This is a genomic window from Pseudomonas agarici (genome assembly GCF_900109755.1).
Lineage (GTDB): Bacteria > Pseudomonadota > Gammaproteobacteria > Pseudomonadales > Pseudomonadaceae > Aquipseudomonas > Aquipseudomonas agarici.
Map to the genome: position 1 here is coordinate 199,859 of NZ_FOAR01000006.1, position 21,962 is coordinate 221,820.

At 56.1% G+C, this 21,962-nt stretch carries 15 protein-coding genes, 4 pseudogenes and 1 riboswitch; of the genes and pseudogenes, 12 read left to right on the forward strand and 7 right to left on the reverse strand.

The features are described 5' to 3' along the window. Positions 1 to 28 precede the first annotated feature (28 nt). Positions 29 to 131, reverse strand: a riboswitch (guanidine-I (ykkC/yxkD leader). A gap of 410 nt (positions 132 to 541) precedes the next feature. From BMX68_RS26730 to BMX68_RS08200, 3 genes and pseudogenes are all read left to right on the forward strand, one after another. Further along, positions 542 to 782, forward strand: a pseudogene (locus BMX68_RS26730) (hypothetical protein); the annotation flags it as partial. 349 nt (positions 783 to 1,131) lie between these two features. Then, the gene (locus BMX68_RS08195; RefSeq protein WP_017131458.1) at positions 1,132 to 1,827 is read left to right on the forward strand and encodes a nitroreductase; all 696 of its coding nucleotides are present in this window, start codon (positions 1,132 to 1,134) and stop codon (positions 1,825 to 1,827) included. A 39-nt stretch (positions 1,828 to 1,866) separates the two neighbouring features. After that, a complete protein-coding gene (locus BMX68_RS08200) occupies positions 1,867 to 2,448 on the forward strand; it encodes an NADPH-dependent FMN reductase (protein WP_017131459.1) in 582 nt (193 codons plus the stop codon). Positions 2,449 to 2,486: 38 nt separating this feature from the next. Here BMX68_RS08200 and BMX68_RS08205 read toward each other — a convergent pair whose 3' ends face one another. Next, positions 2,487 to 3,476, reverse strand: coding sequence for a LysR family transcriptional regulator (locus BMX68_RS08205; protein ID WP_017131460.1), 990 nt, complete (start codon positions 3,474 to 3,476; stop codon positions 2,487 to 2,489). A gap of 518 nt (positions 3,477 to 3,994) precedes the next feature. Between BMX68_RS08205 and BMX68_RS08210 the strand changes: the two genes are divergently transcribed. Then, entirely contained in the window at positions 3,995 to 5,632 is a 1,638-nt protein-coding gene (locus BMX68_RS08210; RefSeq protein ID WP_256218772.1) for a GMC family oxidoreductase, read from the forward strand. A gap of 57 nt (positions 5,633 to 5,689) precedes the next feature. On the opposite strand, the gene BMX68_RS08215 is transcribed toward BMX68_RS08210, so the two are convergent. Beyond that, entirely contained in the window at positions 5,690 to 6,910 is a 1,221-nt protein-coding gene (locus tag BMX68_RS08215) for an OmpP1/FadL family transporter (RefSeq protein ID WP_143063256.1), read from the reverse strand. A gap of 302 nt (positions 6,911 to 7,212) precedes the next feature. Between BMX68_RS08215 and pcaQ the strand changes: the two genes are divergently transcribed. After that, the gene (pcaQ, locus tag BMX68_RS08220) at positions 7,213 to 8,127 is read left to right on the forward strand and encodes a pca operon transcription factor PcaQ (protein ID WP_017131463.1); all 915 of its coding nucleotides are present in this window, start codon (positions 7,213 to 7,215) and stop codon (positions 8,125 to 8,127) included. A gap of 75 nt (positions 8,128 to 8,202) precedes the next feature. Here pcaQ and BMX68_RS08225 read toward each other — a convergent pair whose 3' ends face one another. The 3 genes from BMX68_RS08225 to BMX68_RS08235 all read right to left on the reverse strand — a co-directional run bounded on the left by BMX68_RS08225 (position 8,203) and on the right by BMX68_RS08235 (position 11,869). Beyond that, the gene (locus BMX68_RS08225) at positions 8,203 to 9,669 is read right to left on the reverse strand and encodes a benzaldehyde dehydrogenase (protein ID WP_026013114.1); all 1,467 of its coding nucleotides are present in this window, start codon (positions 9,667 to 9,669) and stop codon (positions 8,203 to 8,205) included. A gap of 368 nt (positions 9,670 to 10,037) precedes the next feature. Beyond that, positions 10,038 to 11,120 (reverse strand): endonuclease/exonuclease/phosphatase family protein, encoded by a 1,083-nt coding sequence (locus BMX68_RS08230; protein WP_026013115.1) that lies wholly within the window; start codon positions 11,118 to 11,120, stop codon positions 10,038 to 10,040. Between the two features lie 86 nt (positions 11,121 to 11,206). Beyond that, positions 11,207 to 11,869: a YciC family protein gene (locus BMX68_RS08235; RefSeq protein ID WP_017131466.1), complete on the reverse strand. Its 663-nt coding sequence runs from the start codon at positions 11,867 to 11,869 to the stop codon at positions 11,207 to 11,209. A 180-nt stretch (positions 11,870 to 12,049) separates the two neighbouring features. Here BMX68_RS08235 and BMX68_RS08240 point away from each other — a divergent pair, with 180 nt between their 5' ends. From BMX68_RS08240 to rhlE1, 5 genes are all read left to right on the forward strand, one after another. After that, entirely contained in the window at positions 12,050 to 12,799 is a 750-nt protein-coding gene (locus BMX68_RS08240) for a DUF2076 domain-containing protein (protein WP_017131467.1), read from the forward strand. 153 nt (positions 12,800 to 12,952) lie between these two features. Beyond that, positions 12,953 to 13,432 (forward strand): NYN domain-containing protein, encoded by a 480-nt coding sequence (locus BMX68_RS08245; RefSeq protein WP_017131468.1) that lies wholly within the window; start codon positions 12,953 to 12,955, stop codon positions 13,430 to 13,432. Positions 13,433 to 13,459: 27 nt separating this feature from the next. Next, a complete protein-coding gene (locus BMX68_RS08250; RefSeq protein ID WP_017131469.1) occupies positions 13,460 to 14,071 on the forward strand; it encodes a 3'-5' exonuclease in 612 nt (203 codons plus the stop codon). Positions 14,072 to 14,409: 338 nt separating this feature from the next. After that, positions 14,410 to 15,300, forward strand: a complete 891-nt coding sequence (gene yedA, locus BMX68_RS08255) for a drug/metabolite exporter YedA (RefSeq protein WP_017131470.1) — start codon at positions 14,410 to 14,412, stop codon at positions 15,298 to 15,300. Between the two features lie 61 nt (positions 15,301 to 15,361). Further along, positions 15,362 to 16,702 (forward strand): RNA helicase RhlE1, encoded by a 1,341-nt coding sequence (gene rhlE1, locus BMX68_RS08260; protein ID WP_017131471.1) that lies wholly within the window; start codon positions 15,362 to 15,364, stop codon positions 16,700 to 16,702. A gap of 71 nt (positions 16,703 to 16,773) precedes the next feature. Here rhlE1 and BMX68_RS08265 read toward each other — a convergent pair. Together BMX68_RS08265 and BMX68_RS08270 are read right to left on the reverse strand one after the other, a co-directional pair. Then, positions 16,774 to 18,009, reverse strand: a pseudogene (locus BMX68_RS08265) (TIGR03862 family flavoprotein). Between the two features lie 273 nt (positions 18,010 to 18,282). Next, positions 18,283 to 18,663 (reverse strand): annotated as a pseudogene (locus tag BMX68_RS08270) (arginase family protein); the annotation flags it as partial. Between the two features lie 302 nt (positions 18,664 to 18,965). Between BMX68_RS08270 and BMX68_RS25110 the strand changes: the two are divergent. Together BMX68_RS25110 and BMX68_RS25850 are read left to right on the forward strand one after the other, a co-directional pair. Continuing rightward, positions 18,966 to 19,829 (forward strand): annotated as a pseudogene (locus BMX68_RS25110) (transposase); the annotation flags it as partial. A 928-nt stretch (positions 19,830 to 20,757) separates the two neighbouring features. Further along, a partial coding sequence (locus BMX68_RS25850) for an Ig-like domain-containing protein (protein WP_177178864.1) occupies positions 20,758 to 21,962 on the forward strand: 1,205 nt, incomplete at its 3' end.

Here is a 21,962-nt window from a genome sequence, read left to right on the forward strand (position 1 = left end):
GCGCGACACCTGTGTAAACAGGTGGTCTGTCTCCCGGGCTTTTATCCCGCCGTGTAACCTCAACTAGAGGTCGTCAGCTCTCGGTCCAGGCGTTCACTTTTCAGTGAATCGGAACCCTAGCCAACCATTTTCAAATTGTGGTGCACTCAGCATTGGCTGCTCCTGCACATCCACCAATAAGCGAGATCCGTGCCAATCACTTTACGAGGCTTGATGTTTTTTGATAGCCGGCGGGGGCGGGGGCGGCAGCATTCGACGGAGACCAACCGGGCCTTTCCAGTCATATTGCCCTTCGGCTTGATCGCACCAACTCAGGGCTTTGTGCCCTGATTTGTAGCGGTAGCAACGGGGGCTTGTCTAATTGCTTAAGAGCGAACTAACCACACAGGCGTCTGCTAAATCCTGGCCGGACTGCTGGCGATAACTGCCTGGGCTGATGCCAAGCAAATTTTTTGAAATGGCGGCGAAATGACTCTTCGCAGCCAAATCCGGCTACTTCCACCAGACGCATCTTTGATGATTCAAGAAGTTACTTTGCGTGTTAGCGGACAAGCAAGTAACCACGCACGGGGAAGCTATTGATGGGCTCAAGGAAATGTCCCTATCGGTCGATGAAGGCGCATCCGTTACTTCTATAGGCGTTTCCGCCAGTATTGATATGAGTCAGCGCTTGGTCGAGCGCCTACAGGCTTGCGAACTGGCTGAATGGTACTGAGTCGCAACTGGATTTTGATTGGGCAGAAAATGACATCTCAAGAAGATCTCGAGATTTTTACAAATAAAATTTATAGGTGCACTCTCATTGAGTCCTTCTTTTCTCATCGCATTGAGCTTGATCCTACGCTATCGAAGCTCGTGCAGTTTTGCTTCGCCTGCTCGGGCGAATGCTTTGTGATGACGGCCAGCTTTCAAGTACTGCGGGTTTAAGCCTTTCGTCAGATTGGCCCATTTCCTATAAAACAAACACCTCCTGGGTGGTGACCTGCCTGTGTCCGGAATCTACCTGGTTGACGGCCAAGCCTGTTGCACCGCCTGCATTACCATGCTGCATACACTTCACTGCTATTCGATGAGTTGCTATGCAAGACTCCTCGCACTAATTACAAGATAGTTCAGGCTGTGGAGTGTATTATGAGTGTGCCCGTTGATGGCTTTGATGCAGTGGTTGCTTCGCGCAGGGCTGTGCGGGCTTTTCTACCGACGCCGGTATCAAAGAAGTTGATCAGTGAAATCATCGACGTCGCTCGTTTGGCTCCCAGCAATTCCAACACGCAGCCTTGGTCGATCCATGTGCTGACCGGGGCGCCGAAGCAGACCTTGAGCGCCCTGCTGGCTACTGCCCACACCGATCCGACTGCCGAGCCGCTGATGCATCTGCCAGACGACCTTGCGCCGAAATACCGTGAGCGGCAGGAGCACTTCGGGGCGTTGTTCTATGCTCTTCATCAAATAGAAAAATGCGATGCTGCCGGGCGAGCCAGGGTAAGCGGACTGAATTTTGAGTTTTTTGGAGCACCAGTAGGACTGATTTTTACAATCGATGCCAACTTGAAAAAATACAGTTGGCTCGACTACGGGCTCTTCCTCCAAACCTTGATGCTTACCGCGCGTGCGCGCGGTTTGGCAACTTGTCCGCAGGTTTCCTTCGCTCGTTTCCAGGCCCTGATCAAGGATTTTTTACGGCTGGATGATCATCAGGAAATTGTCTGTGGCATGTCGCTGGGTTATGCGGATGAAACTGCACCGGTGAATTCACTGCGTATGCCCCGAGAGACAACGCAAGCCATCAGTAGTCCATTTTTCAGGATTCCGCTATCTATCGAGTAGTCGGCATCCTTCATATGGCAACACGAGGTCTACATAAAAATGGCAGTAAGAGTTTTGGCCGTGTCCGGCAGTGCCCGAAAGGGTTCATTGAATCAAAAGCTTCTGAATGTTGTTGTGCAGGGCGCATTGTCGGCAGGCGCTGAAGTGACAGTAATTTCGTTGAGCGACTATCCGCTGCCTTTTTTCGACAGTGACCTTGAAAAGGAGCAGGGCGTTCCGCTTCAAGCGTTGCGTCTGCAGAAGTTGTTCAGTGAGCACGATGCGTTGCTGGTAGCTTCCCCGGATTATAATGGTGGATATACAGCCCTGCTGAAAAATGCTATCGACTGGATGAGTCGGCCGACTCTGGAAAAAGTCTCTGGATTAGCGTTGTTTGCCAATAAGGCGACTGCTGTGATATCGGCATCGCCCGGTCCGATGGGCGGCATTCGTTCCATGTTGGCCATGCGTGGTGTACTGGAAAGGCTCGGTGCTGTGCTCATTCCCCAGACGTTTACGTTAGGCGTCGCACACCAGGCATTTGCGGAAAATGGTCAGTTGGCCGATGCGCAGGTGGACGGCGAGGTGAAGGCGATCGGTGCGACCTTGGTCAGATACTCCGGCGCACTTCGCGAAGCCTGATCAGAATCTGAGCAGGATGTCGCCACGAACGGCCTTGCTCAGTTCTGTAAACGAGAAACTTCATCTGCTGCTGCACTGATTTGACTATGTAGCCAACGTTGGGCGGGATCATTGTCATTGCTGCTGTGCCAGATCATATCCAGTTGCTGGCGGGTAGCAGCGTAAGGCGTTGGTTTGATCATGAAGCCCAATGTTCTTGCAAATGTCCTGGCCAGTGGCTGCGGCATGATTGCCAATAGCTCGCTCTTCTCTAAAAGCATCGGCAATGCCAGAAAGTGTGGAAGTACGATTTGCCGTCGTACCGATAACCCCGCCTCTGCCATCGCCTGTTCCAGGGCGTTGCGATCATACATTTGCGCCTGCCTGGCCAGCCCTCTTTCGAGTATGTAACCGCTCAGCACCCCTTCGCCTTCGCCGCCCAAGGATACTACCGCCAGCGGATATCTGGTCAGGTCCTGTAATTGCAGCGTTTTTGCACCAATCGGATGTTCACCGCTACAGATGAAGACCTCGTCCTGAAACAGTACCGGTTTTGTGCGAAATCGTTCGGGAACGCTACGGAAAGTACCTATCGCGACGTCAATTCGCCCCAAGTCAATCTGCTCGGCGAGGTCTAAGCGAGTCGCCGGAGTAATCTGCAGATCGATACCCGGGGCCGCTGTCGATAATTGATGATTGAGTTGCGGTAGAAGCGTTGCCGAAATGTAGTCGTTGGCCGCGATCACAAAGGAGCGGCTCACCTTCTCTGGTTCGAAGGGAGAGGCCGCCTGGGTTAGGGTTTTACTCATGTTGAGTAATGCCGCACGAAGCGGGCCGCTGATCTCTATCGCATAGCTGGTGGGTGTCATCCCCTTCCCCGTGCGCACAAAAATCTCCTGGCCCAAGCCTTCTCGTAAACGGGACAACGCATGACTGACAGCCGATTGACTCAGATGCAGGCGTTGGCTGGCACGCAGCACACTGTGTTCTTCCATAACCGCATCAAATACTCTAATTAGATTGAGATCCAGTTTGTCGAAAGCAATCATGGTGAAAATTTCCGGATAGGCCGTATTAGCTATTGATTTGATTATAAAAAGCTGCCGTTGGCAAGCCCGCTTCCCTGTTTGAGAGCTAATGAGGTTACTGCATTTCGATACTGCATAGAATTATATTTCTATGGAAGATCGAAGATGGAGATTGTTGGAGGCGATAAGTCGGAAGTGTCTTTAGATGAAAACGGATGCGAGCTCCAGGTACTCAAAGTTTTCTCAAATTGAGCGGGTCACGAGAATTATTCGTCCTGTTCTATGCATTGTCTTTCTGCATAATTTTCACTGCCGATCCGGGGAGCGCTGTGCGATGCTATTTTTTTCAGTTATGGAGAAATTGTAACGGCTAAAAATTTTTGCATCTCTGTGCCGAAATGGCGCAAGGATGTTGTTAGCTGACTTGGGTCGCAAAAATCTCCAGGTAGCTACTCGTTACAATGCTGTGCCCTGGGATTAATGAGCTGTGTTCAACTAATGGCTAGGATAAAATAATAATTAAAGACCGTTTCGATTATATTGTTATTGGCGCTGGCAGTTCCGGTTGCGTTACTGCGAACAGACTTGTTTTGGAACATGATGCTCGAGTTTTATTACTGGAAGCGGGGCCTAGCGATAACAATTCTCTTATTAAAATACCTGCCGCCAGCTTTAAAATGCTTTCTGGTAGCTCTCCCTTTGTTAAACGCATCGCTTCGACGCCGCAGGCTTCGCTTGGAGGGCGGATTGTCGAGATACCTCAGGGTAACGTTGTGGGTGGTGGAAGTTCAGTCAACATTATGCTGTATGCAAGAGGCTCACGCCTGGATTACGAAAGATGGGATCAGGCCACTGATGGTGCCGGTTGGGGCTGGGATGATATGGTTCCCTATTTTCGACGCCAAGAGAGTAACCAGCGTTTCGAGAACGAAGCTCATGGTGGTGATGGGCCGCTGAAAGTATCGGACGCTCCTTATCTGATCGAAGCCGATACCTTATTTCTGCGCACCATGCAAAACCTAGGCGTTCCCTTCACTGCTGACTTCAACGCTGGCAATTTGCACGGTGTTGGCCTCACTCAATCCACGATATACAAAGGCAAGCGTTGCAGTGCGGCGGACGCATTCCTGCTTCCGATCATAGATGATCCACGACTGACCTTAGTAACTTCTGCGCGTGTAAACCGCATTCTCTTTGAGGGTAAGCGCGCAGTGGGCGTGCAATATGTGGTAAATGGAGTGACACATGAGCGTACCACCACCGGAGAAGTCATCCTCACAGCAGGTGCGTTGGTAACACCACAGTTGCTGATGTTGTCTGGTATCGGTCCACGAGAACATCTTGAGCAGCATGGAATCAAGCCGCTCGTTGATTTACCGGGAGTCGGTCAGAACTTACAGGACCACCATGTCGCCATTCTATCCGCCACGACCAAACGGCCGATTGGCTATTTCGGTGAAGATCGTGGGGTGAAAGCGCTTAAAAATGCAATCCAATATTTCGCCTTTAAAAACAGTGGTCCTATCGGCTCGACCGGCTCGGAAAGCATGGCGTTCGTGAACCTCGATGATCCCGAGGCTGACCCCGATATACAGATTTACTGCGTTGGTGTCATGTACCCATCGATCAAGCGCGAGCCGACCGATGCGGTCACGTTATTGGCGAACTTGGTCAAGCCTCTATCGCGCGGTCAGGTTCGGCTGCGCTCGGCAGATCCTGCGGATCATCCTGAAATGAATCTTGGCTGGCTCAGCAATCCGGAAGACAGTCGTCGCCTCTTGCAGGCTCTCAAGTACCTCAGAAAAATTACCGCGACCGAACCCTTTGCTTCAACGATAGATGAGGTGTTTTCACCAAGCGCGAACCTGCAATCGGATGAAGAGTTGATGGATTACATCCACCAAACCACCGAGAGTAATTACCATCCGGTCGGTACATGCAAGATGGGTCTGGAAGACGACCCGATGTCGGTGGTGAATGCAGACCTGAAAGTAATAGGGGTCCAAAACCTACGCGTTTTCGACTGTTCGATGATGCCGGTGATTATCAGTGCCAATACCAACGCAACTGCTATGGCCGTTGCTGACAAGGGCGTCGATCATATGATGGGAACTCGGGGACGGCGTGTTCAAGAACATTCGGCGCATAGCAAGGCGAGCGAATACGTCAAGGGCTAACGACATCGGCAAAGGCCCAATGGTTTAACTAAAATCATTGGGCCTTTGTTTTCTAATCTAAAATTTGTAACCCATACCAATATTCAAGTAGTCGACCGAGACACTGGCGTCAACGCCACTACTGGCTCCAGTTCCATGCACGGTGGCGTTCAGGGCTCTGGTGTAGCTTCCATTTATTTCTATGTTTTTATCCAAATTGTATGTTGCCCCCACGCTATAGTGGTCGGTATCCATAAGTGGAGAGGTAGTCGCGAATGTGCTTTCACTGTCCGGAATCAATTTACTGGCCAGCGAAGTGCCTGCGCGTACCGTCCATTTTTGATTGAATTCATAGGCTACACCGAAGCGATAGATCCGTTGGTTACGCCATCCGTATCCTGGGCCATTGCTTGCACCCATTGGCCCACCTTCGACCATGCTGTTTCCATAAGCACGTTCACCAGCCCAGTTGATCCATAAATAATCGAAGGCCAGAGTCAGGTCGGGGGTGGCCATGTAACTCAAACCTAAACCCGCTTGCTGTGGCGTATCGATCCGGCCATTGGGGACCAGCGACTTATAACGATCAAGTTGCTGAAAGCGGATTTTGCTGGAGTAAGTCAAGCCCAGCTGCAGATTGTCGAGGATTTTACCGATATAACCAACGGCGAAGCCATAACCGAACGCGTGATCGGAGCCAGGTGAGTTGAAGCCGAATCCTTCGAAGCCGGCGATATCAAGATACTGATAAGCAAGGCGGGGGGAGAAGCCGATATAATGCCCAGGTTTGAATTGGTAAGTAATAGTGGGCGCCATGATCACCTGATTGATTTCAGACTTCATGTCCTTAGTACCCCAGATCGGCTCTTTGTAATCGAGCTTAACCCCTTGCCCAAAAACGGAAAGTCCAGCCGTCACATCTGGGTTGATTGTAAAGTTGATGCCACCTGCGGGCACCGGAACTACGGGGTCGGTGCCGTAATGCTGGCCATTCACTTCGGAATTGACGTCGGCATGGAGGACGGTCAGGTCCATGTCCGTTCGATCACCCACCAATGCCATGCCTGCAGGATTGTTAGCGGACTCCACGGAGTCCTGGGGCAGCGCGATGGACGCGCCGCCCATACCCATGGCTTTGGCACCGTATCCCGGAAGTTGGATGCCATTGTTGGCTTGTACCTCGCAACAGCATAGTAACGCAATGCCAAGTGACAATGTGTTGACTGCCATGCTGCTCAATGTATAGGTATTTTTCAAAGGGGAACGATTGAAATTTAACGGCTTGGATAAATTATTCATACGGCCTCGTTGTTATTATTTTAGGTGCACGTATCGGCTACGCACTAGCGCCTATATTTCTCGATAAAGATAGTTTCAACTATTGAAAAAAAAGAACCTACCCTTACTCAGACGGTTATGGATGCAAATGCTCGAATTCGGTCTTGTCTGCTCTTGGATTCGTTTTATGCAATATCTTCCTGCATAGTTTTCACTGCCTCCTAAATAGCTGTTATGCGATGCTCGGATAACGAACTCACCGTACAGGCCACTAGAGCGCGACGTTCATTTCGGGCCGCTATATGAAAGGAGTTAGTGCCTTAGTGAACATCGACACACGGATTAAATATCGTCATTTGGTGTGTTTCCTTGAAGTGGCGCGGCAGGGGAGTTTGGCGCGCGCTGCGGATAAATTAGCCGTCAGCCAGCCGGCGTTGTCCAAGACCCTAAAGGAGCTGGAAACACTACTGAGTGTCAGCTTGTTTGTACGGAGCAAGGCCGGGGCTGCACTGACCCCATCTGGCGTGGCTTTTTTGCGCTTCGCCGGGCCGAGCGTGCAGGCCTTACGCGAGGGGGTCAACAGCCTGCGCTCTGGTGTTCACGAGCCAACCACCATACGGCTTGGAGTGCTTTCGACAGTCGAGAGCGTGTTGATTCCCGAGGTCGTATGTCGGCTGCATGCTCGTCATCCGTCGCTGATCGTCACGGTCATCACAGGCCCCAGTGCGTACTTGCTGTCCCGATTAGGAGAGGGAGAATTGGACCTGGTGGTGGGACGTATGACAGACAGCCCTCAAATTCAGGGGTTGGCGTTCGAACATCTTTATAACGAATCGATGACGCTTGTAGTTCGTAGTGACCACCCGCTGTTTACCGACCCGTGCGCATGCAAAAAACTTGAGGACTATCCACTGGTGCTGCCTTTGGCGGGCACCACTATTCGTAAGTTTGCCGATAGCCTTTTCGCTCAATATAACGCCAATCTACCAAGTCGGGTCTTGGAAACCTTATCCGTGTCTCTGAGTCGACGGTACGTGCAGTGCAGTCATGCCCTGTGGCTGGCACCAATGGATGCGGTGCGTCTGGATTTGAATAAAGGCGAATGGGTGGAACTGGGTATCAGAGGGCCGGGTGGATCGGTCGGGGTGTGCCGCAACCCCGTCTTGGAGCTGTCGCCGGCCGCGCAATGGTGCATAGCAGTGCTGCGTGAGATAACTCAGGGATATGACAGCCTGTAGCTTCATGACTCTTGCTATTTGGCGTGGAGGGGCGAAGTGCTCTCCCCTCCAAAGTGCTCTCATCAGGCTTGAGATTTACATCGGATAGCGCGGCGCTTCACTTTTCAACGTGATCCATTGCCATTGGGTGAACTCTTCCCAGTTGGCCGGACCACCAATGCTGCTGCCGTTACCCGATGCTCCAACGCCACCGAAGGGGTTGATAACTTCGTCTACCACCGTCTGGTCATTGATGTGCAGCAAGCCGACATGCAATTGCTCGCCGAGGTTCAGCGCACGGCCGACATCGTTTGAAATGACTGCGCCGGCCAGGCCGAACTCGGTGTTGTTGGCGAGTCTGACCGCATCCTCATCACTGTCGAATGGCATTACCACCGCCACGGGACCGAACACTTCTTCCTTGAAGATCGGGTTGCGTTCATCGACACCACTCAAGACAGTCGGTTGGTAAAACAACCCCTCGTAGTTGCCGCCAGCTTCGATGCGCGCACCGGCCTGTTCCGCCGCCTTAACCAAGCGATCGACGTGATCGCGTTGTTGGGCGTTGATGAGCGGGCCCAGGGCGTAATCACCTTTGGCGGGATCGCCCACGGTCAGACTCTTAGCTTTTGCCACCAATCGTGCAAGAAAGGCCGGGTACAGGCTACGGTGAACAAGAATACGACCGATCGCCACGCACACTTGCCCCTGATGCAGGTAGGTGCCCCATGTTGCGTTGGAAACCGCAAGATCAAGATCGGCGTCGTCGAGGATGATCAACGAGTTTTTACCGCCCAGCTCCAACGAAACCTTCTTTAAATGGCGCCCGGCTGCTTCGGCAATCTTGCGCCCTGCACCTGTCGAACCGGTGAATTGGATCATTGCAATGTGTGGATCTGTTGTCAGTGCGGCACCTGCCTCTGCGCTCCCTGGCAGTACATGTAACAATCCCTTGGGTAGCCCGGCTAATTCGAAGATCCGAGCGATCACGAAACCGCCGCTGATCGAAGTTCTCGGATCAGGTTTAAGTATCACGGCGTTGCCCACTGCAAGTGCCGGGGCAACCGCCCGAATTGCCAAACATAACGGGTAGTTAAAGGGAGAGATAACCCCAATCACCCCCAAAGGCTTACGCCGTGCCAAGCTCAAGCGCCCGGGAGTCGAGGGTAGTACTTCACCTTGGCTGCGGGATGGCAGGGCCGCACTCTCATTGAGAATCTGCAGCATCTGGTTGACTTCGAACATCGCTTTAGGCCGTGTCGATCCGCTCTCACGGATCAACCAGTCGACAATCTCGTCATGGTGCGTCTCGCAGGCCTGGGCAGCACGACGAAATACCTGCGCCCGCTCGGAGTGGGGCAGTGCATACCACTGCTTCTGAGCCTGGCTAGCGGTCTGCGAAGAGAGGGCAACCAGTGCAGCATCGGCGTTGCCGATAGATCCAAGTGGTGCTCCGCTGGCTGGCTCGACAACAACTGTCGCAGGCAATGGCCCCAACTGCCAGTCTCCTGTAAACAGGCGCTCGTTCCAGAGTTCGGCAGGTAGCAGTGGTAAAGTAGACATGGCTTTTTCCTTTATTGTTGGAGCCTGATTGAAGGCCTTTTATAAAATAACTGACGATCGAAGTTCGAAAAGAAGCGGGACGGGCGACCTTCATCACCAGTCGGTCGACAGTGAGTTTTGCTTGAAGATTGGGCGAGTAACACTGAAATAAAATGAGGCATCATTAACCTCTTGGTTATTGATGGAGCAATAGCAGGGCGTGGAAGAAAAAATTCCTGATCAAGTTTCTGCCTTTGGTGGTGTTTGAGCTTTATGGTGCCTTTCAAACACGTAACGCTGCGACAACGGTTCGTGCAAGTTTCAGTAGGGGCGGGGCGATAAATCTGGAAATGCAGGCGTTATTTCTCGGCGAGCGTAACCCGGGGCAGTCAGTGCGCCACCGGCAACAGGAACCGCGCAATCACCGGCAGGTGATCGGAGATTTTCAAGGTATCGTCCTGCCGTACCCGCGCTTCGACCCGCTTCAGTTTGGCACTGTAGAAGAAGTAATCCAGGGTTCGGTCCGGGCCGCTGACGTCGGGGTCGTTGGGGTAATGGGTCAGCCAGTGTTCGCGGTCGATGCCGCTGGCTTCGTTGTTGCTCGGGATCATTGGGTACTTGTCCCACAGCACATGTAATTCGCTGTCCGCCGAGTAGCTGCCGCGCCACCTCGGCGGCAGGCGCAGGTATTGGCCTAGCGGCAGCAGGTTGAAATCGCCACCGATCAGCCATGGCGTGCCCTGGCCTTCGAACTTATCCAGCAGGCGAGCAATCGCCTGTACCTGGCGCAACGGGGTGTCGTTCTGGGTAAAGGGAGCTAATTGGGTACTGATCACCGCCAATTGTCCGCCATCACTGAGCGGCAGATAGTTGAGCAGCAGCGCCTGGCGGGGTTGGAACTGGCGTTGGATCAGGTTGGCTGGAGCCAGGGGCAGTTGCAGCCGCTCGGCATGCTCGATCCGATAGCGGCTCAAGGTCGCCAGCTTGCGCCCGACGCTGCCGAAGATATGCCAGTCGGGGACGAAGTCGGCCTTCCAATCGAAGGCCTGCGAGCTGCACGGATAGAGGTCCGCCACACGCTCCTGGAGCAGCTTGAACTGGTCCTGATAGGCGCTGGCCTTGGCGTTTTCATCGACCTCTTGCAGCAGCACGATATCCGGTTGCTCGTCGCGAATGATCCGCGACACTTCGTCAAGGCTGAAGGCCATGTCTTCCTGGGTGGGGCGTTCATCCTTGCCGCTGCCGTCGGCCATGTCGTACCAGAACACATAGCGTTTGCCCGCCAGGTACTGGATATTCCAGGTCATTGCCTTGAGGGCCTGGCCAGCGACCAGCACCGGGGCCTGGGCGGTGCAACTGACCGGCAGCGCCTGCTTGTTGTCGGGATGCCAGCTCAGGTTGTAGATGAACAGTCCAAGCAGACCGGCAAAAAGGGCCATGCTCAATAGTGTGTAACGTAATAAACGGGTCATGGGCTCGGCTTATGACGTTGCAATAGGTGTGGGAGCATAGCCGACAGCCTTGTCGCCGCCTAACCCTCTATCGGGAGGGGGCCCGCTCAGTCCCTGTCGGCTGTTTGGCTGATCAGCATATACAGCCGGAAGAGTACAACGCTGGTAAACAGTTGCAGGAAACTGTGAGTGCTATCGATGATCAGTGTCAGAAGCGGATTTTGCGGCTCGGGGTAAGCATTGGCACTCAAGCCCTTGAGCAGCCACAGTGGTCCCATGACGCAGAGGATGCAACTGAAGGTCCGCCAGAAATGCCCGCGACTGAGATTGAAGCTTTCCTTCATCGCCCGCAGCGGCTCGCGACCCCGCAATACCAATGAGTACTCGGCGAACGCCAGCACCACGGTCAGCCAGATACCGGGGATGAAATACAACGACAGCCCCAGCACGATGGCCACGGTATTGATCGCCGCTAGCAGCGCCATGCGCGGCCACAGGCGCAAGGACATGGCCAGCAGATCGCGATTGCGCGGAGTTTCGCCTCGGCTGCGGGCATCGAGAAACAGGATCAGTGCCGCGGTGTACAGCGGGTACACCAGCAGCCCGGCCAGCAGATCGTAGGCAGGCGATACAGGGGCGCCGATGGCGATGTCCAGCAGTCGCTGAAGCACGGCTTCGAAGATCACCAGCGGCAGGCAGAGGCGGGCGATCTGGCCCAGGTTGTGCCGAAAAAAGTACAGGGAGTCGCGCAGTATGGTGAGCGGGTTCATAGGCTCGCTATCGAAGGTCAAAGCAAAGCGATACTTTAACCGATGAGGTGGGCCGACATTCAAATGTAAACGTTAGGTAAGGATCATTGAAACTTCCTGTAACAGCCCCATAACTGATGCACGCCCTGACCGGATCGGCCAGGGCGACCGATTTCTACCCGGCAATCTAATGAGGTCGCCATGAACAGCGAAGAGCAAACCCTGATCGATGGACTGTTTTCACGGTTGCAACAAGCCGAAAAGGATTCAGCCCCGCGTGACGCCCTGGCGGAGGCGCGGATCAAGGAGCATCTGACGCGCCAACCGGCTGCGACGTACTACATGACTCAGTCGATCCTGGTGCAAGAGCATGCGCTCAAAAGTCTCGACGAGCAGAACAAGCAGCTCCAGGCCCAATTGCAGCAAGCCCAGGCCGATTTGCAAGAGGCTCGCGCGCGAAGTACGGCGCCAGTACCGAGCAGCGGCGGTTTCCTGTCGAGCATCTTTGGCGGTGGCAGTCGCAATCCGGCACCCGCTCCGGCGCCGAGCAACTCCGGTGGCGGCTGGCGTGAACCGACACGCCCGGCGTTTAATGCCCCGCCACAGCAGAATTACAATCCTCAGCCCAATTACGCGCCGCAGCAGCCGGCTGCGGCCAGTCCTATTGGCAGCGGTTTCCTTGGCGGTGCGCTGAAAACCGCAGCCGGCGTCGCCGGCGGGGTCATGTTGGCCGAAGGTATCAGCAGCCTGTTCCATCACCACCAGCAGCCGCAGATCATCGAAGAAATCATTGAGCCCAGCCCGATGAGCAACCACAGCGATGGTTGGGGAGATGACCGGCGCATGGCCAACAACGACGCCTGGGGCAACAGCGACCAGGGCGGTTTCCTCGACGGCGGCTATAGCGACGACAGTTCTTCCTCTTTCGCCGACGACGATTCTTACGTCTGACCTCCCAAGGTCCGGAGCGCCTTTGCGCTCCGGACTGCGCTGGCATGGCTGATTGTTCGCTGAAAATTGCCTTGGGCTGGCATACTGGGCGCCTACTCGCTTTCGAGTGTCTGTCACCCCGGCCAGTGCGCGCTTGCGCCATGAGGATTCACGGTGAAGAAAATCGCGGTGTTCGCCGATGTCCAGAACCTCTATTACACCGTCCGCCAGGCTTACGGTTGTCATTTCAATTACACCGCCCTGTGGGCCGATATCAGTCAGCGCGGACAGATCGTCGAGGCCTATGCCTATGCGATCGACCGTGGCGACAGCAAGCAGCAGCAATTCCAGCAGATTCTGCGCAACTTGGGTTTCACGGTGAAACTCAAACCGTATATCCAGCGCAGCGACGGCTCCGCTAAGGGGGACTGGGATGTGGGCATCACCATCGATATCATGGATGTGGCGCCGAATGTCGACGAAGTGGTGCTGGCGTCCGGTGACGGTGATTTCGACCTGCTGCTTGAGCGGATCATCGACAAGCACGGGGTCGAGGCGGTGGCCTATGGCGTGCCGGGGCTGACGGCCAATTCGCTGATCCGCGCAGCGAGCCGCTACGTGCCCATCGAAGGCACGCTGTTGTTGAAAAACTGAAACCGATTATCGAAAAGGGCAGGGCTTTTGGAACGTATTGCGGTCATCGACTTTGAAACCACCGGGATCTCGCCGAGCAGTGCCTGTCGGGCAACGGAAATCGCCGTGGTCATCCTGGAACAAGGGCGCATTGTCGACCGTTACCAGAGCCTGATGAATGCCGGGGTACGAGTGCCGGCCTTTATCGAACAACTGACCGGCATCAGCAACGCCATGTTGCGCACCGCACCATCGGCGGAGCGGGTGATGAACGAGGTCAACGCATTCGTTGGCATCACGCCACTGCTGGCGCATAACGCTGCATTCGACCAGAAGTTCTGGGACTTCGAGATGGGCCGGATCAAGCGCACGCGCCTGCAAAACTTTGCCTGTTCACTGTTGCTGGCGCGACGTCTGATGCCGACGGCACCGAATCACAAACTGGGCACTTTGACGGCCCATGCGCGGCTGCCGCACACCGGTCAGGCGCACCGGGCCATGGCCGATGCCGAGATGGCCGCTAACTTGTTGGCGCACCTGGCCAGTGAACTGCGCGAGAAGCATGGGCTGCGGGAGCTGTCCCATGATCTGCTGTGCAAATTGCAGAAAGTGCCGGCGGCGAAGGTGGGGGAGCATTTGAAGCGATATCAGCGCGCCTGAAGCAAGGTCGGAGACGAGCGTCAGTCGATGTCTCTGACCAGGCAGTAATGCACCGGCCAATCCCGACGTTTTGCACCTGATTCAGTATCAAGGCTGTGTCATTGATAGTGTCGTAGCTATAGAGCATGCAATACGGGCTGTTATCAGCCTCGCACCTCAAGTCCTTACTCGCCATCACCTCAAACTCCGGGCCATGCTCTTGCATGACCAAGCCTGGTTCTGCGCCCGAGATATCCATGCTTTATAAAGTGTACTGGCGTGATAACGCGATTTTGTAACTTATTATTTGCCGATGACCTTTCTAGAATAACGTTTCCTTGTCCTGCCCAGAGCCTTCCATGCCAACCCCACGCCGTTTTCCGTTACCGCTGATCGGTGCCTTCTTTGCCTTGTACTTCATCTGGGGATCGACCTACCTGGGTATTCGTATCGGCGTGGAGTCCTGGCCGCCGTTGATGATGGGGGGTATCCGTTTCGTAATCGCCGGCAGCCTGCTGTATGCCTATCAGCGCTGGCGCGGTGTACCGGCGCCAACCTGGCGACAATGGAAAGCGGCGGGGGCCATCGGCGTACTACTGCTCAGTTTCGGCAATGGTGCGGTGACCCTGGCCGAGTACACGGGCGTGGCCTCGGGTGTCGCGGCGCTGACGATTGCCACGGTGCCACTGTTCACCTTGCTCTGCGGCTATTTCTGGGGCGCTCGTAATACCGCTCTGGAATGGGCCGGGATCGTGCTGGGCCTGATCGGTATCGCCCTGCTGAACATGGGGTCCAACCTGCAAGGCAGCCCATTGGGTGCCGGCTTGCTGCTGCTGGCGGCGGCGACCTGGGCGTTCGGGTCGGTGTGGAGCAAGCATCTGCCGCTGCCTCCGGGCGGCATGGCCAGTGCGGCGCAAATGTTGGTGGGCGGCGCGGTCCTGTTGCTGGCCAGCTTTGTCAGGGGCGAGCGCCTGACCCAGATGCCCTCGACCGAAGGCTGGCTGGCGCTGCTCTACCTGATCGTCTTTGGTTCCATCATCGCCTTCAACGCTTACATGTACCTGTTGAAGCATGTGCGGCCAGCGGCGGCGACCAGTTATGCCTATGTCAATCCGGCGGTGGCGGTGTTGCTGGGCATCCTGTTTGCCGACGAACACATCGGCTGGCACGAGTGCATCGCCATGGGCGTGATCATCAGCGCCGTGGTGTTGATCGGTTTACCACAGTGGCGCAAGCCGAAAGAGGCTTGAGCAGGTAAACTGCCGCGCATCGCTCCTGTGCGTTGACACTTTTTCTTTCTATGGTACTTGCATGACATTCGAGACTCTCGGCCTGATCGAGCCCCTGACCCGGGCCCTGGATACTCTCGGCTACAAGACGCCGACACCGGTCCAGGCCCAGGCCATTCCCGCCGTGCTGGCTGGCCGCGACCTGATGGCCGCCGCGCAGACCGGCACCGGCAAGACCGCCGGTTTCGCCCTGCCGCTGTTGCAGTTGCTGACCCTGGAAGGACTGAAGGTCGCCGCTAACTCGGTCCGTTCGCTGATCCTGGTACCGACCCGCGAACTCGCCGAGCAGGTGCATGAAAGCGTGCGCCAGTACGCCGAGCACCTGCCGCTGAGCACGTATGCGGTGTATGGCGGCGTCAGTATCAACCCGCAGATGATGAAGCTGCGCAAAGGCGTCGACCTGCTGGTGGCCACGCCGGGGCGCCTGCTTGATCTGTTCCGCCAGAACGCGCTCAAGTTCAACCAGTTGCAAGTCCTGGTGCTCGACGAGGCTGATCGCATGCTCGACCTGGGTTTCCAGGAAGAGCTGGGCAATATCTATAAAGCCTTGCCGAAAAAGCGCCAGACCCTGTTGTTCTCTGCGACGTTCTCCGATGCCATCCGCCTGTTGGCTGGGCAAACGCTCAACGATCCGTTGAGCATTGAAGTCAGCCCGCGCAACGTGGCGGCTAACACGGTCAAACAGTGGCTGGTGACGGTCGACAAGAAGCGCAAGCCGGAGCTCTTCGTGCATCTGTTGCGCAAGCACAAGTGGAAGCAGGTGCTGGTGTTTGCCAAGACTCGCAACGGCGTCGACCAGTTGGTGGAAAAACTCCAGGGCCTGAGTGTGAACGCCGACGGCATCCATGGCGACAAACCTCAAGCGACCCGCCAACGGGCGCTGGACCGTTTCAAGGCCAGCGAGATCCAGATCCTCGTGGCGACCGATGTCGCGGCCCGTGGCCTGGATATCGAAGACCTGCCGCTGGTGGTCAATTTCGACCTGCCGATTGTCGCCGAGGATTACATTCATCGTATCGGCCGTACCGGTCGTGCGGGCGCTACCGGCGAGGCGATTTCCCTGGTGTGTGCCGATGAAGTCAATCTGTTGTCGGCCATCGAGGTGCTGACGCGCCAGGCGCTGAGCCGTCGCGAAGAAGCAGATTTCGAGCCCGAACACCGAGTGCCGCAAACCGATGTGTCCGGGCAAGTGATCAAAAAACCGAAGAAACCAAAAAAGCCGAAGGCCGCGGGCGGTGGTGGTAAACGTAATCTGGGCAAATGGGTGGACAGCGGCGAAAAGCCGGAAGACGTGGCGCCATCGGTCAAGCCGGTGCGCAAGGTGCCGGTGTTCAACACCGGGCCGCGTAAGCGCAAGCCCTGAGGCGCGCGTTACCTTGTGGGAGCAGGCCAACCGGCTCCCCTGGCGTCAGGCCGAGCGCAGGGGCAAAAGGCTTAGGCCCGCCGTAACCACTCCAGTATGCCTTTGCCCGCCAACCGCCCGCTGGCGAAGCAGGCGGTCAGCAGATAACCGCCGGTCGGCGCCTCCCAATCGAGCATCTCGCCGGCACAGAATACGCCCGGCAACGCCTTGAGCATTAGCTGTTCGTCCATGGCTTCGAAAGGCACGCCACCGGCGCTGCTGATCGCTTCGTCCAGCGGGCGGGAGGCGACCAGTTGCAGTGGCAGGGATTTGATCGCGCTCGCCAGTTGCGCGGTGTCGCTGAAGCAGGCGGCATCCGCCAGTTCACGCAGCAACGCTGCCTTGACCCCGTCGATACCGAGCTGGTTGTGCAAGTGCTTGGCCATGGAGCGTGAACCGCGTGGTTTGGCGAGCGAGGCTTGGATCTGCTGCTGGGTCTTGCCGGGGAGCAGGTCGATTTCGATGATCGCCGAGCCGTTTTGGTTGATCTGCTCGCGGATCGGCGCGGACAAGGCGTAGATCAGACTGCCCTCGATCCCGCTGGCGGTAATCACGCACTCGCCCAGGCGTGGAGCGGTATGTCGCAGGCCGATGGCGACGTTTTTCAGCGGGGCACCGGCAAACTTGTCGCGCAGCAGTTCGCTCCAGGCCTGGACTTCAAATCCGCAATTGCTCGGTTGCAATGGGGCAGCGCGCACGCCGCGCTGTTCCAGTAGCGGTAGCCAGGCCGCATCGGAACCCAGGCGTGCCCAACTGCCGCCGCCCAGCGCAAGCAGCGTGGCATCGGCCTGGACGTGTTTTTTGCCGTCCGGGCTGTGGATAACCAACTGGTCATCCTGCCAGCCCATCCAGCGATGGCGGGTGTGGATAACGACCCCGGCATCGCGCAGACGCTTGAGCCAGGCGCGCAGTAGCGGAGCGGCCTTCATATCGCTGGGAAAGACTCGTCCGGAACTGCCGACAAAGGTAGTTATCCCCAGGCCATGAATTCAGTCGCGCAGATCATCGGCACCGAAGGCCCGCAGCATCGGGGCGATCCGTGAGGCCTGCTCGGCATAACGCGAGAGAAATGCCGGGTAGGGCTCGGAATGGGTAATGTTCATGCCGCCGACGCCAGCCAGCAAAAACTTGCGCCCGACTGAAGGCATGCCGTCGTAGAGGTCGACCCGGACATCCGCCTGACTCAGGACTTCGGCGGCCATCAGGCCGGCTGGGCCGCCGCCGATAATGGCGACGTGGGGAGGCGAGTCGAGCGTTGGGCGAGTCATGGCAGGCTGCGAAGTGGCATGGTAGGCAGGCATTCTACGTTTTCTTTGGGGGAGTGGGCTTGCCCACGAAGAACGAAAATAGGCGGTGTCGGTAAAACAGCGATGAGACGTTCGTGGACAAGCCCGCTCCAACACAGGACTGTCGGCGCTTTCAGGAGGCTTGTACAAAAAACATACAGCGGTCTGTAGCCCTTATTCCGTAGGTGTTGTAGCGCATTTCACGCAGGTTATCCACAGGCGGTTCCACAGGCATTGTGGGTAAGCAAGCACGATTCAGTGACAGCCTGATGACGTCCAGACCCGCTGCGCGCTGTGATGCAGGATGCCGTGGCGCCGCGCCAGGGCCTGGCGGTCCTTGCTGTAGCCGCCACCGATTACCCCGACCACTGGAATGTCCCGGCCCAGGCAATGGCGCGGGACCTGTTCGTCTCGCGCCGCCAGCCCCGCGTCCGTCAGTTTCAGATAACCCAGGGCATCGTCCTTATGGACATCCACACCGGCGTCGTAGAGCACCAGATCCGGCTGATAGAGCGGTAGCAGGTAATTCAGGGCGTTATCCACCACCCGCAGGTAGTCGGCATCGCCCATGCCCATGGGCAGTGGAATGTCCCAGTCGCTGGGGGCTTTGCGTGCGGGGAAATTTTTCTCGCAATGCTAGGTTGATGGGGTGGTCCCAAACACCCGGAATGGCGACTGTATATAACCAGCGTCACATCAAGAAAAAAGCCACCGCTGTGTCCTTGCAAATGCAAAAACAATTGCGTGTGGAGGCTCATCCCGATGAGTAAAAGACCAGAGAAAGATTTCATAATGGATGGAAGTGATTTCTGTCCTTCACTTCCATCGATAGTTCGGAGCAAAAGCGGTATCGCGTTTGATCCTAACTGAACGAGCCCCATGAAAGACAGGACACCGTTCCCCCCTTAAGATAGGGGGATAGGCAAACGGGTATGTTCATGACTAACAGCAATGATAAGGGTGGCGAGTTGCTCGGCCGGGAACGTCGGCGGCGCTGGAGCACCGACCAGAAGCTGGCCATGGTTCGCGAGAGCCTTGAGCCCGGACAAAGCGTGTCCGTGGTAGCCCGGCGTAACGGCATCAATGCCAACCAGCTGTTTCTGTGGCGCAAGCTGTACCAGGACGGAAGTCTGTCGGCGGTCAGTGCTGGCGAGGCCGTGGTACCAGCGTCCGAGCTAAGCGATGCGCTCAAACAGATCCGCGAATTACAGCGGATGCTAGGCAAGAAGACGATGGAAGCGGAAGTTCTCAAAGAGGCCGTGGAGATCGCTCGGTCGCGAAAATGGATTGCGCACTCACCCTTGTTGCCGGGGGACGACCAGTGAAACTGGTCAGTAAATGTCTCGGTGTGTCGCGCTCGCAATTAACGGTTCGGATCCAGCAATCGGTATCGCCCATAGTACGGCGACGCCGGCTTGTGAACGACACGCAATTGGTCGCCGAGATCGAGCAGCAAGTCAGCGATTTACCGAGCTATGGCTACCGCCGTGTCTGGGGTTTGTTACGCCGTGAGCGTGAAGCCCAGTCGCTGCCACCGATCAATGTGAAGCGGGTTTATCGCGTGATGCGCGATCACAATCTGCTGCTACAACGACACGTAAAGCAGCCCGGCGTCCAGCGCAGGCATGAAGGCCGAATCGCAGTCATGACCAGTGATACCCGTTGGTGCTCGGACGGCTTCGAATTCCGCTGCGACGACGGTGCGAAGAACACCTGTGCGCAGTCCGCAGAGCAATGGGATGGCGGAGAGTTTCGTGAAGACGATCAAGCGTGATTATGTGGCTCATATGCCCAAACCGGATTGAGAAACGGCCCTGCGCAATCTGACGATTTTACGGGGTGCCGCGTCGGGCGGGTCCCTGGGTTTTTGGTTGATACAGCGCTCCTCCCTCGTTTATGGCCTTGCTGCGCCTGCCGCTCGCACCCCTCTTTTTAGGAATACCTTCCTCTTCCGCAAATTGCGGAGGCATCTCTGCATCCCGAAATTAATGAGCCTTATATAAATACATAAGCTTCAGTTATTACTAATCCGCTAACTATTTGGCTTGAGCTTTTCGAAGGTGTGTGCGTCGTTGAAATATGATTTTACAAATTTATAATGTTTATGAATGGAGCCTGTTTTTTATAACGGTATCGTCACTCGGCTCGTAGAGGAGGAGTGCTTTGTTATCATTCTGTAATAATGGATTAATAAGTGATGTGCGATCGGTGTGCGGTGAGTGTTCTGTTTAAATGCTCATGTTTAATGCGTGTTTAATTTTCCCTTTTATGTTGACTCTTGCCTCGTTAGTATCGGCCTCGCGGGCGTTGTCGGCGGCGCCATGTATCGACGGCTCCCGCCCAAGCGTTGTACTTTTTAAAGTTGTGCAGGTGCGTCAGAGATGGCTAACGAAAGGAATCGTACATCGGGTATCCCCGGGCACTCGACCACATCGACCGAAGCTGCCCGAGAGCTTGTAAAAGTCCGTCTCGCGGCACGCCATCTCTCCCGATTGCTTGATCTCTGGGCTTGCGGGCATACCAGCCCCTCTCCTGAATCGGCGCCAACACGTTGCACGTCTGAGTGGGTCGACGTGCAACCGCGTGAAGAAACCGGCGTGGGTTGACCCGCGCGGATTCTGAACAGCCCTTAAATAACGCAATAACATGTTTAGTGCTCGGCAGTCATAACCGCCGTGGGCATTCGCTCGCGCTGAACTCTGCGTGTTCATTGATAGAAACGGGTGAAAGATGAAAAACATAATAGTTGTCGACAAGGCGACGGGGACGGCGACGGAACATGCCTTTGGCAATACCAGCCTTAAAGGAACCAGCATTGTAAAATTGCCCTTCGGACTGGAAAGCGTTCAAACCTTTCAACAGTCCGGCCAGAATTTGGTGGTCACTCTGAAGTCCGGAAAAACCGTCACTATTCAGAATTTTTTTGTGGTGGGTGCTGACGGTGCGACGAACCAACTGGTTCTGGAAAACGCCGATGGAGCACTGTTGCTGGGCAACTATTCCACCCCGTATTCGGGCTTCAACTTTACGCAGATTTCTACTCTCGACGACTTGGGCGTGGCCGCCATCGCCGCCGACAGTTCGATCCCGAGCTGGGTGTTGTGGGGGCTGGGGATTCTTGCTGTGGGCGGTGCCGCAGCGGCCATCGACGGTGGCGGTGGTGGGGGCGGTCATCACGATGCGCCGCCGCCCGTCACTCCACCAGGGCCGGCGAGCGAGTTGTCAGTGAGCAGCGCGGGCACGGTCCTCAGCGGTAAGGGCCAAGGCGGCACCACCGTGACGGTCAAGGATGCTGCCGGCAATGTGATCGGCACCGGGACTGTCGGTGCCGACGGTAATTTCCAGGTCAACCTGGGCACGCCGCAAACCAATGGCGAAACCCTGCAGGTGGTCCTCAAGGATGCGTCGGGCAACGAGTCGACGCCAGCTACGGTTGTGGCGGGTGACACTACCGCGCCTGCTGCCGCTACCGGGCTGGAAGTCAGCCCTGATGGCACTGCTCTCACCGGTAAGGGTGAACCCAATACCACTGTCACCATCACCGATGCCAACGGCAACGTGATCGGTACCGGCACGGTAGGAGCTGACGGCAACTTCCAGGTCACCCTGGACCCGCCTCAAGTCAACGGCGAAACCCTCAGCGTCACGCTGACGGATGCGGCGGGGAACGAGTCTGTTCCGACTACCGTGGTTGCGGTTGATATAGATGACAACGACGCCGATGCTGATGCTGATGCTGATGCTGATGCTGATGCTGACGCCGACGCCGACGCGGATGCTGACGCCGATGCCGATGCCGACGCGGATGCGGATGCGGATGCTGATGCTGATGCGGATGCGGATGCCGACGCGGATGCTGATGCCGATGCCGATGCCGATGCCGATGCTGATGCTGACGCTGATGCTGATGCTGATGCTGATGCTGATGCTGATGC

What these genes read in the sequence shown, in the direction of transcription:
- BMX68_RS08205 (WP_017131460.1), bottom strand. Translation starts at nt 3,476, where the DNA reads ATGATTGCTTTCGACAAACTGGATCTCAATCTAATTAGAGTATTTGAT.
- BMX68_RS08195 (WP_017131458.1), top strand. Translation starts at nt 1,132, where the DNA reads ATGAGTGTGCCCGTTGATGGCTTTGATGCAGTGGTTGCTTCGCGCAGG.
- BMX68_RS08200 (WP_017131459.1), top strand. Translation starts at nt 1,867, where the DNA reads ATGGCAGTAAGAGTTTTGGCCGTGTCCGGCAGTGCCCGAAAGGGTTCA.
- BMX68_RS08240 (WP_017131467.1), top strand. Translation starts at nt 12,050, where the DNA reads ATGAACAGCGAAGAGCAAACCCTGATCGATGGACTGTTTTCACGGTTG.
- BMX68_RS08215 (WP_143063256.1), bottom strand. Translation starts at nt 6,910, where the DNA reads ATGAATAATTTATCCAAGCCGTTAAATTTCAATCGTTCCCCTTTGAAA.
- BMX68_RS08235 (WP_017131466.1), bottom strand. Translation starts at nt 11,869, where the DNA reads ATGAACCCGCTCACCATACTGCGCGACTCCCTGTACTTTTTTCGGCAC.
- BMX68_RS08230 (WP_026013115.1), bottom strand. Translation starts at nt 11,120, where the DNA reads ATGACCCGTTTATTACGTTACACACTATTGAGCATGGCCCTTTTTGCC.
- rhlE1 (WP_017131471.1), top strand. Translation starts at nt 15,362, where the DNA reads ATGACATTCGAGACTCTCGGCCTGATCGAGCCCCTGACCCGGGCCCTG.
- yedA (WP_017131470.1), top strand. Translation starts at nt 14,410, where the DNA reads ATGCCAACCCCACGCCGTTTTCCGTTACCGCTGATCGGTGCCTTCTTT.
- BMX68_RS08225 (WP_026013114.1), bottom strand. Translation starts at nt 9,669, where the DNA reads ATGTCTACTTTACCACTGCTACCTGCCGAACTCTGGAACGAGCGCCTG.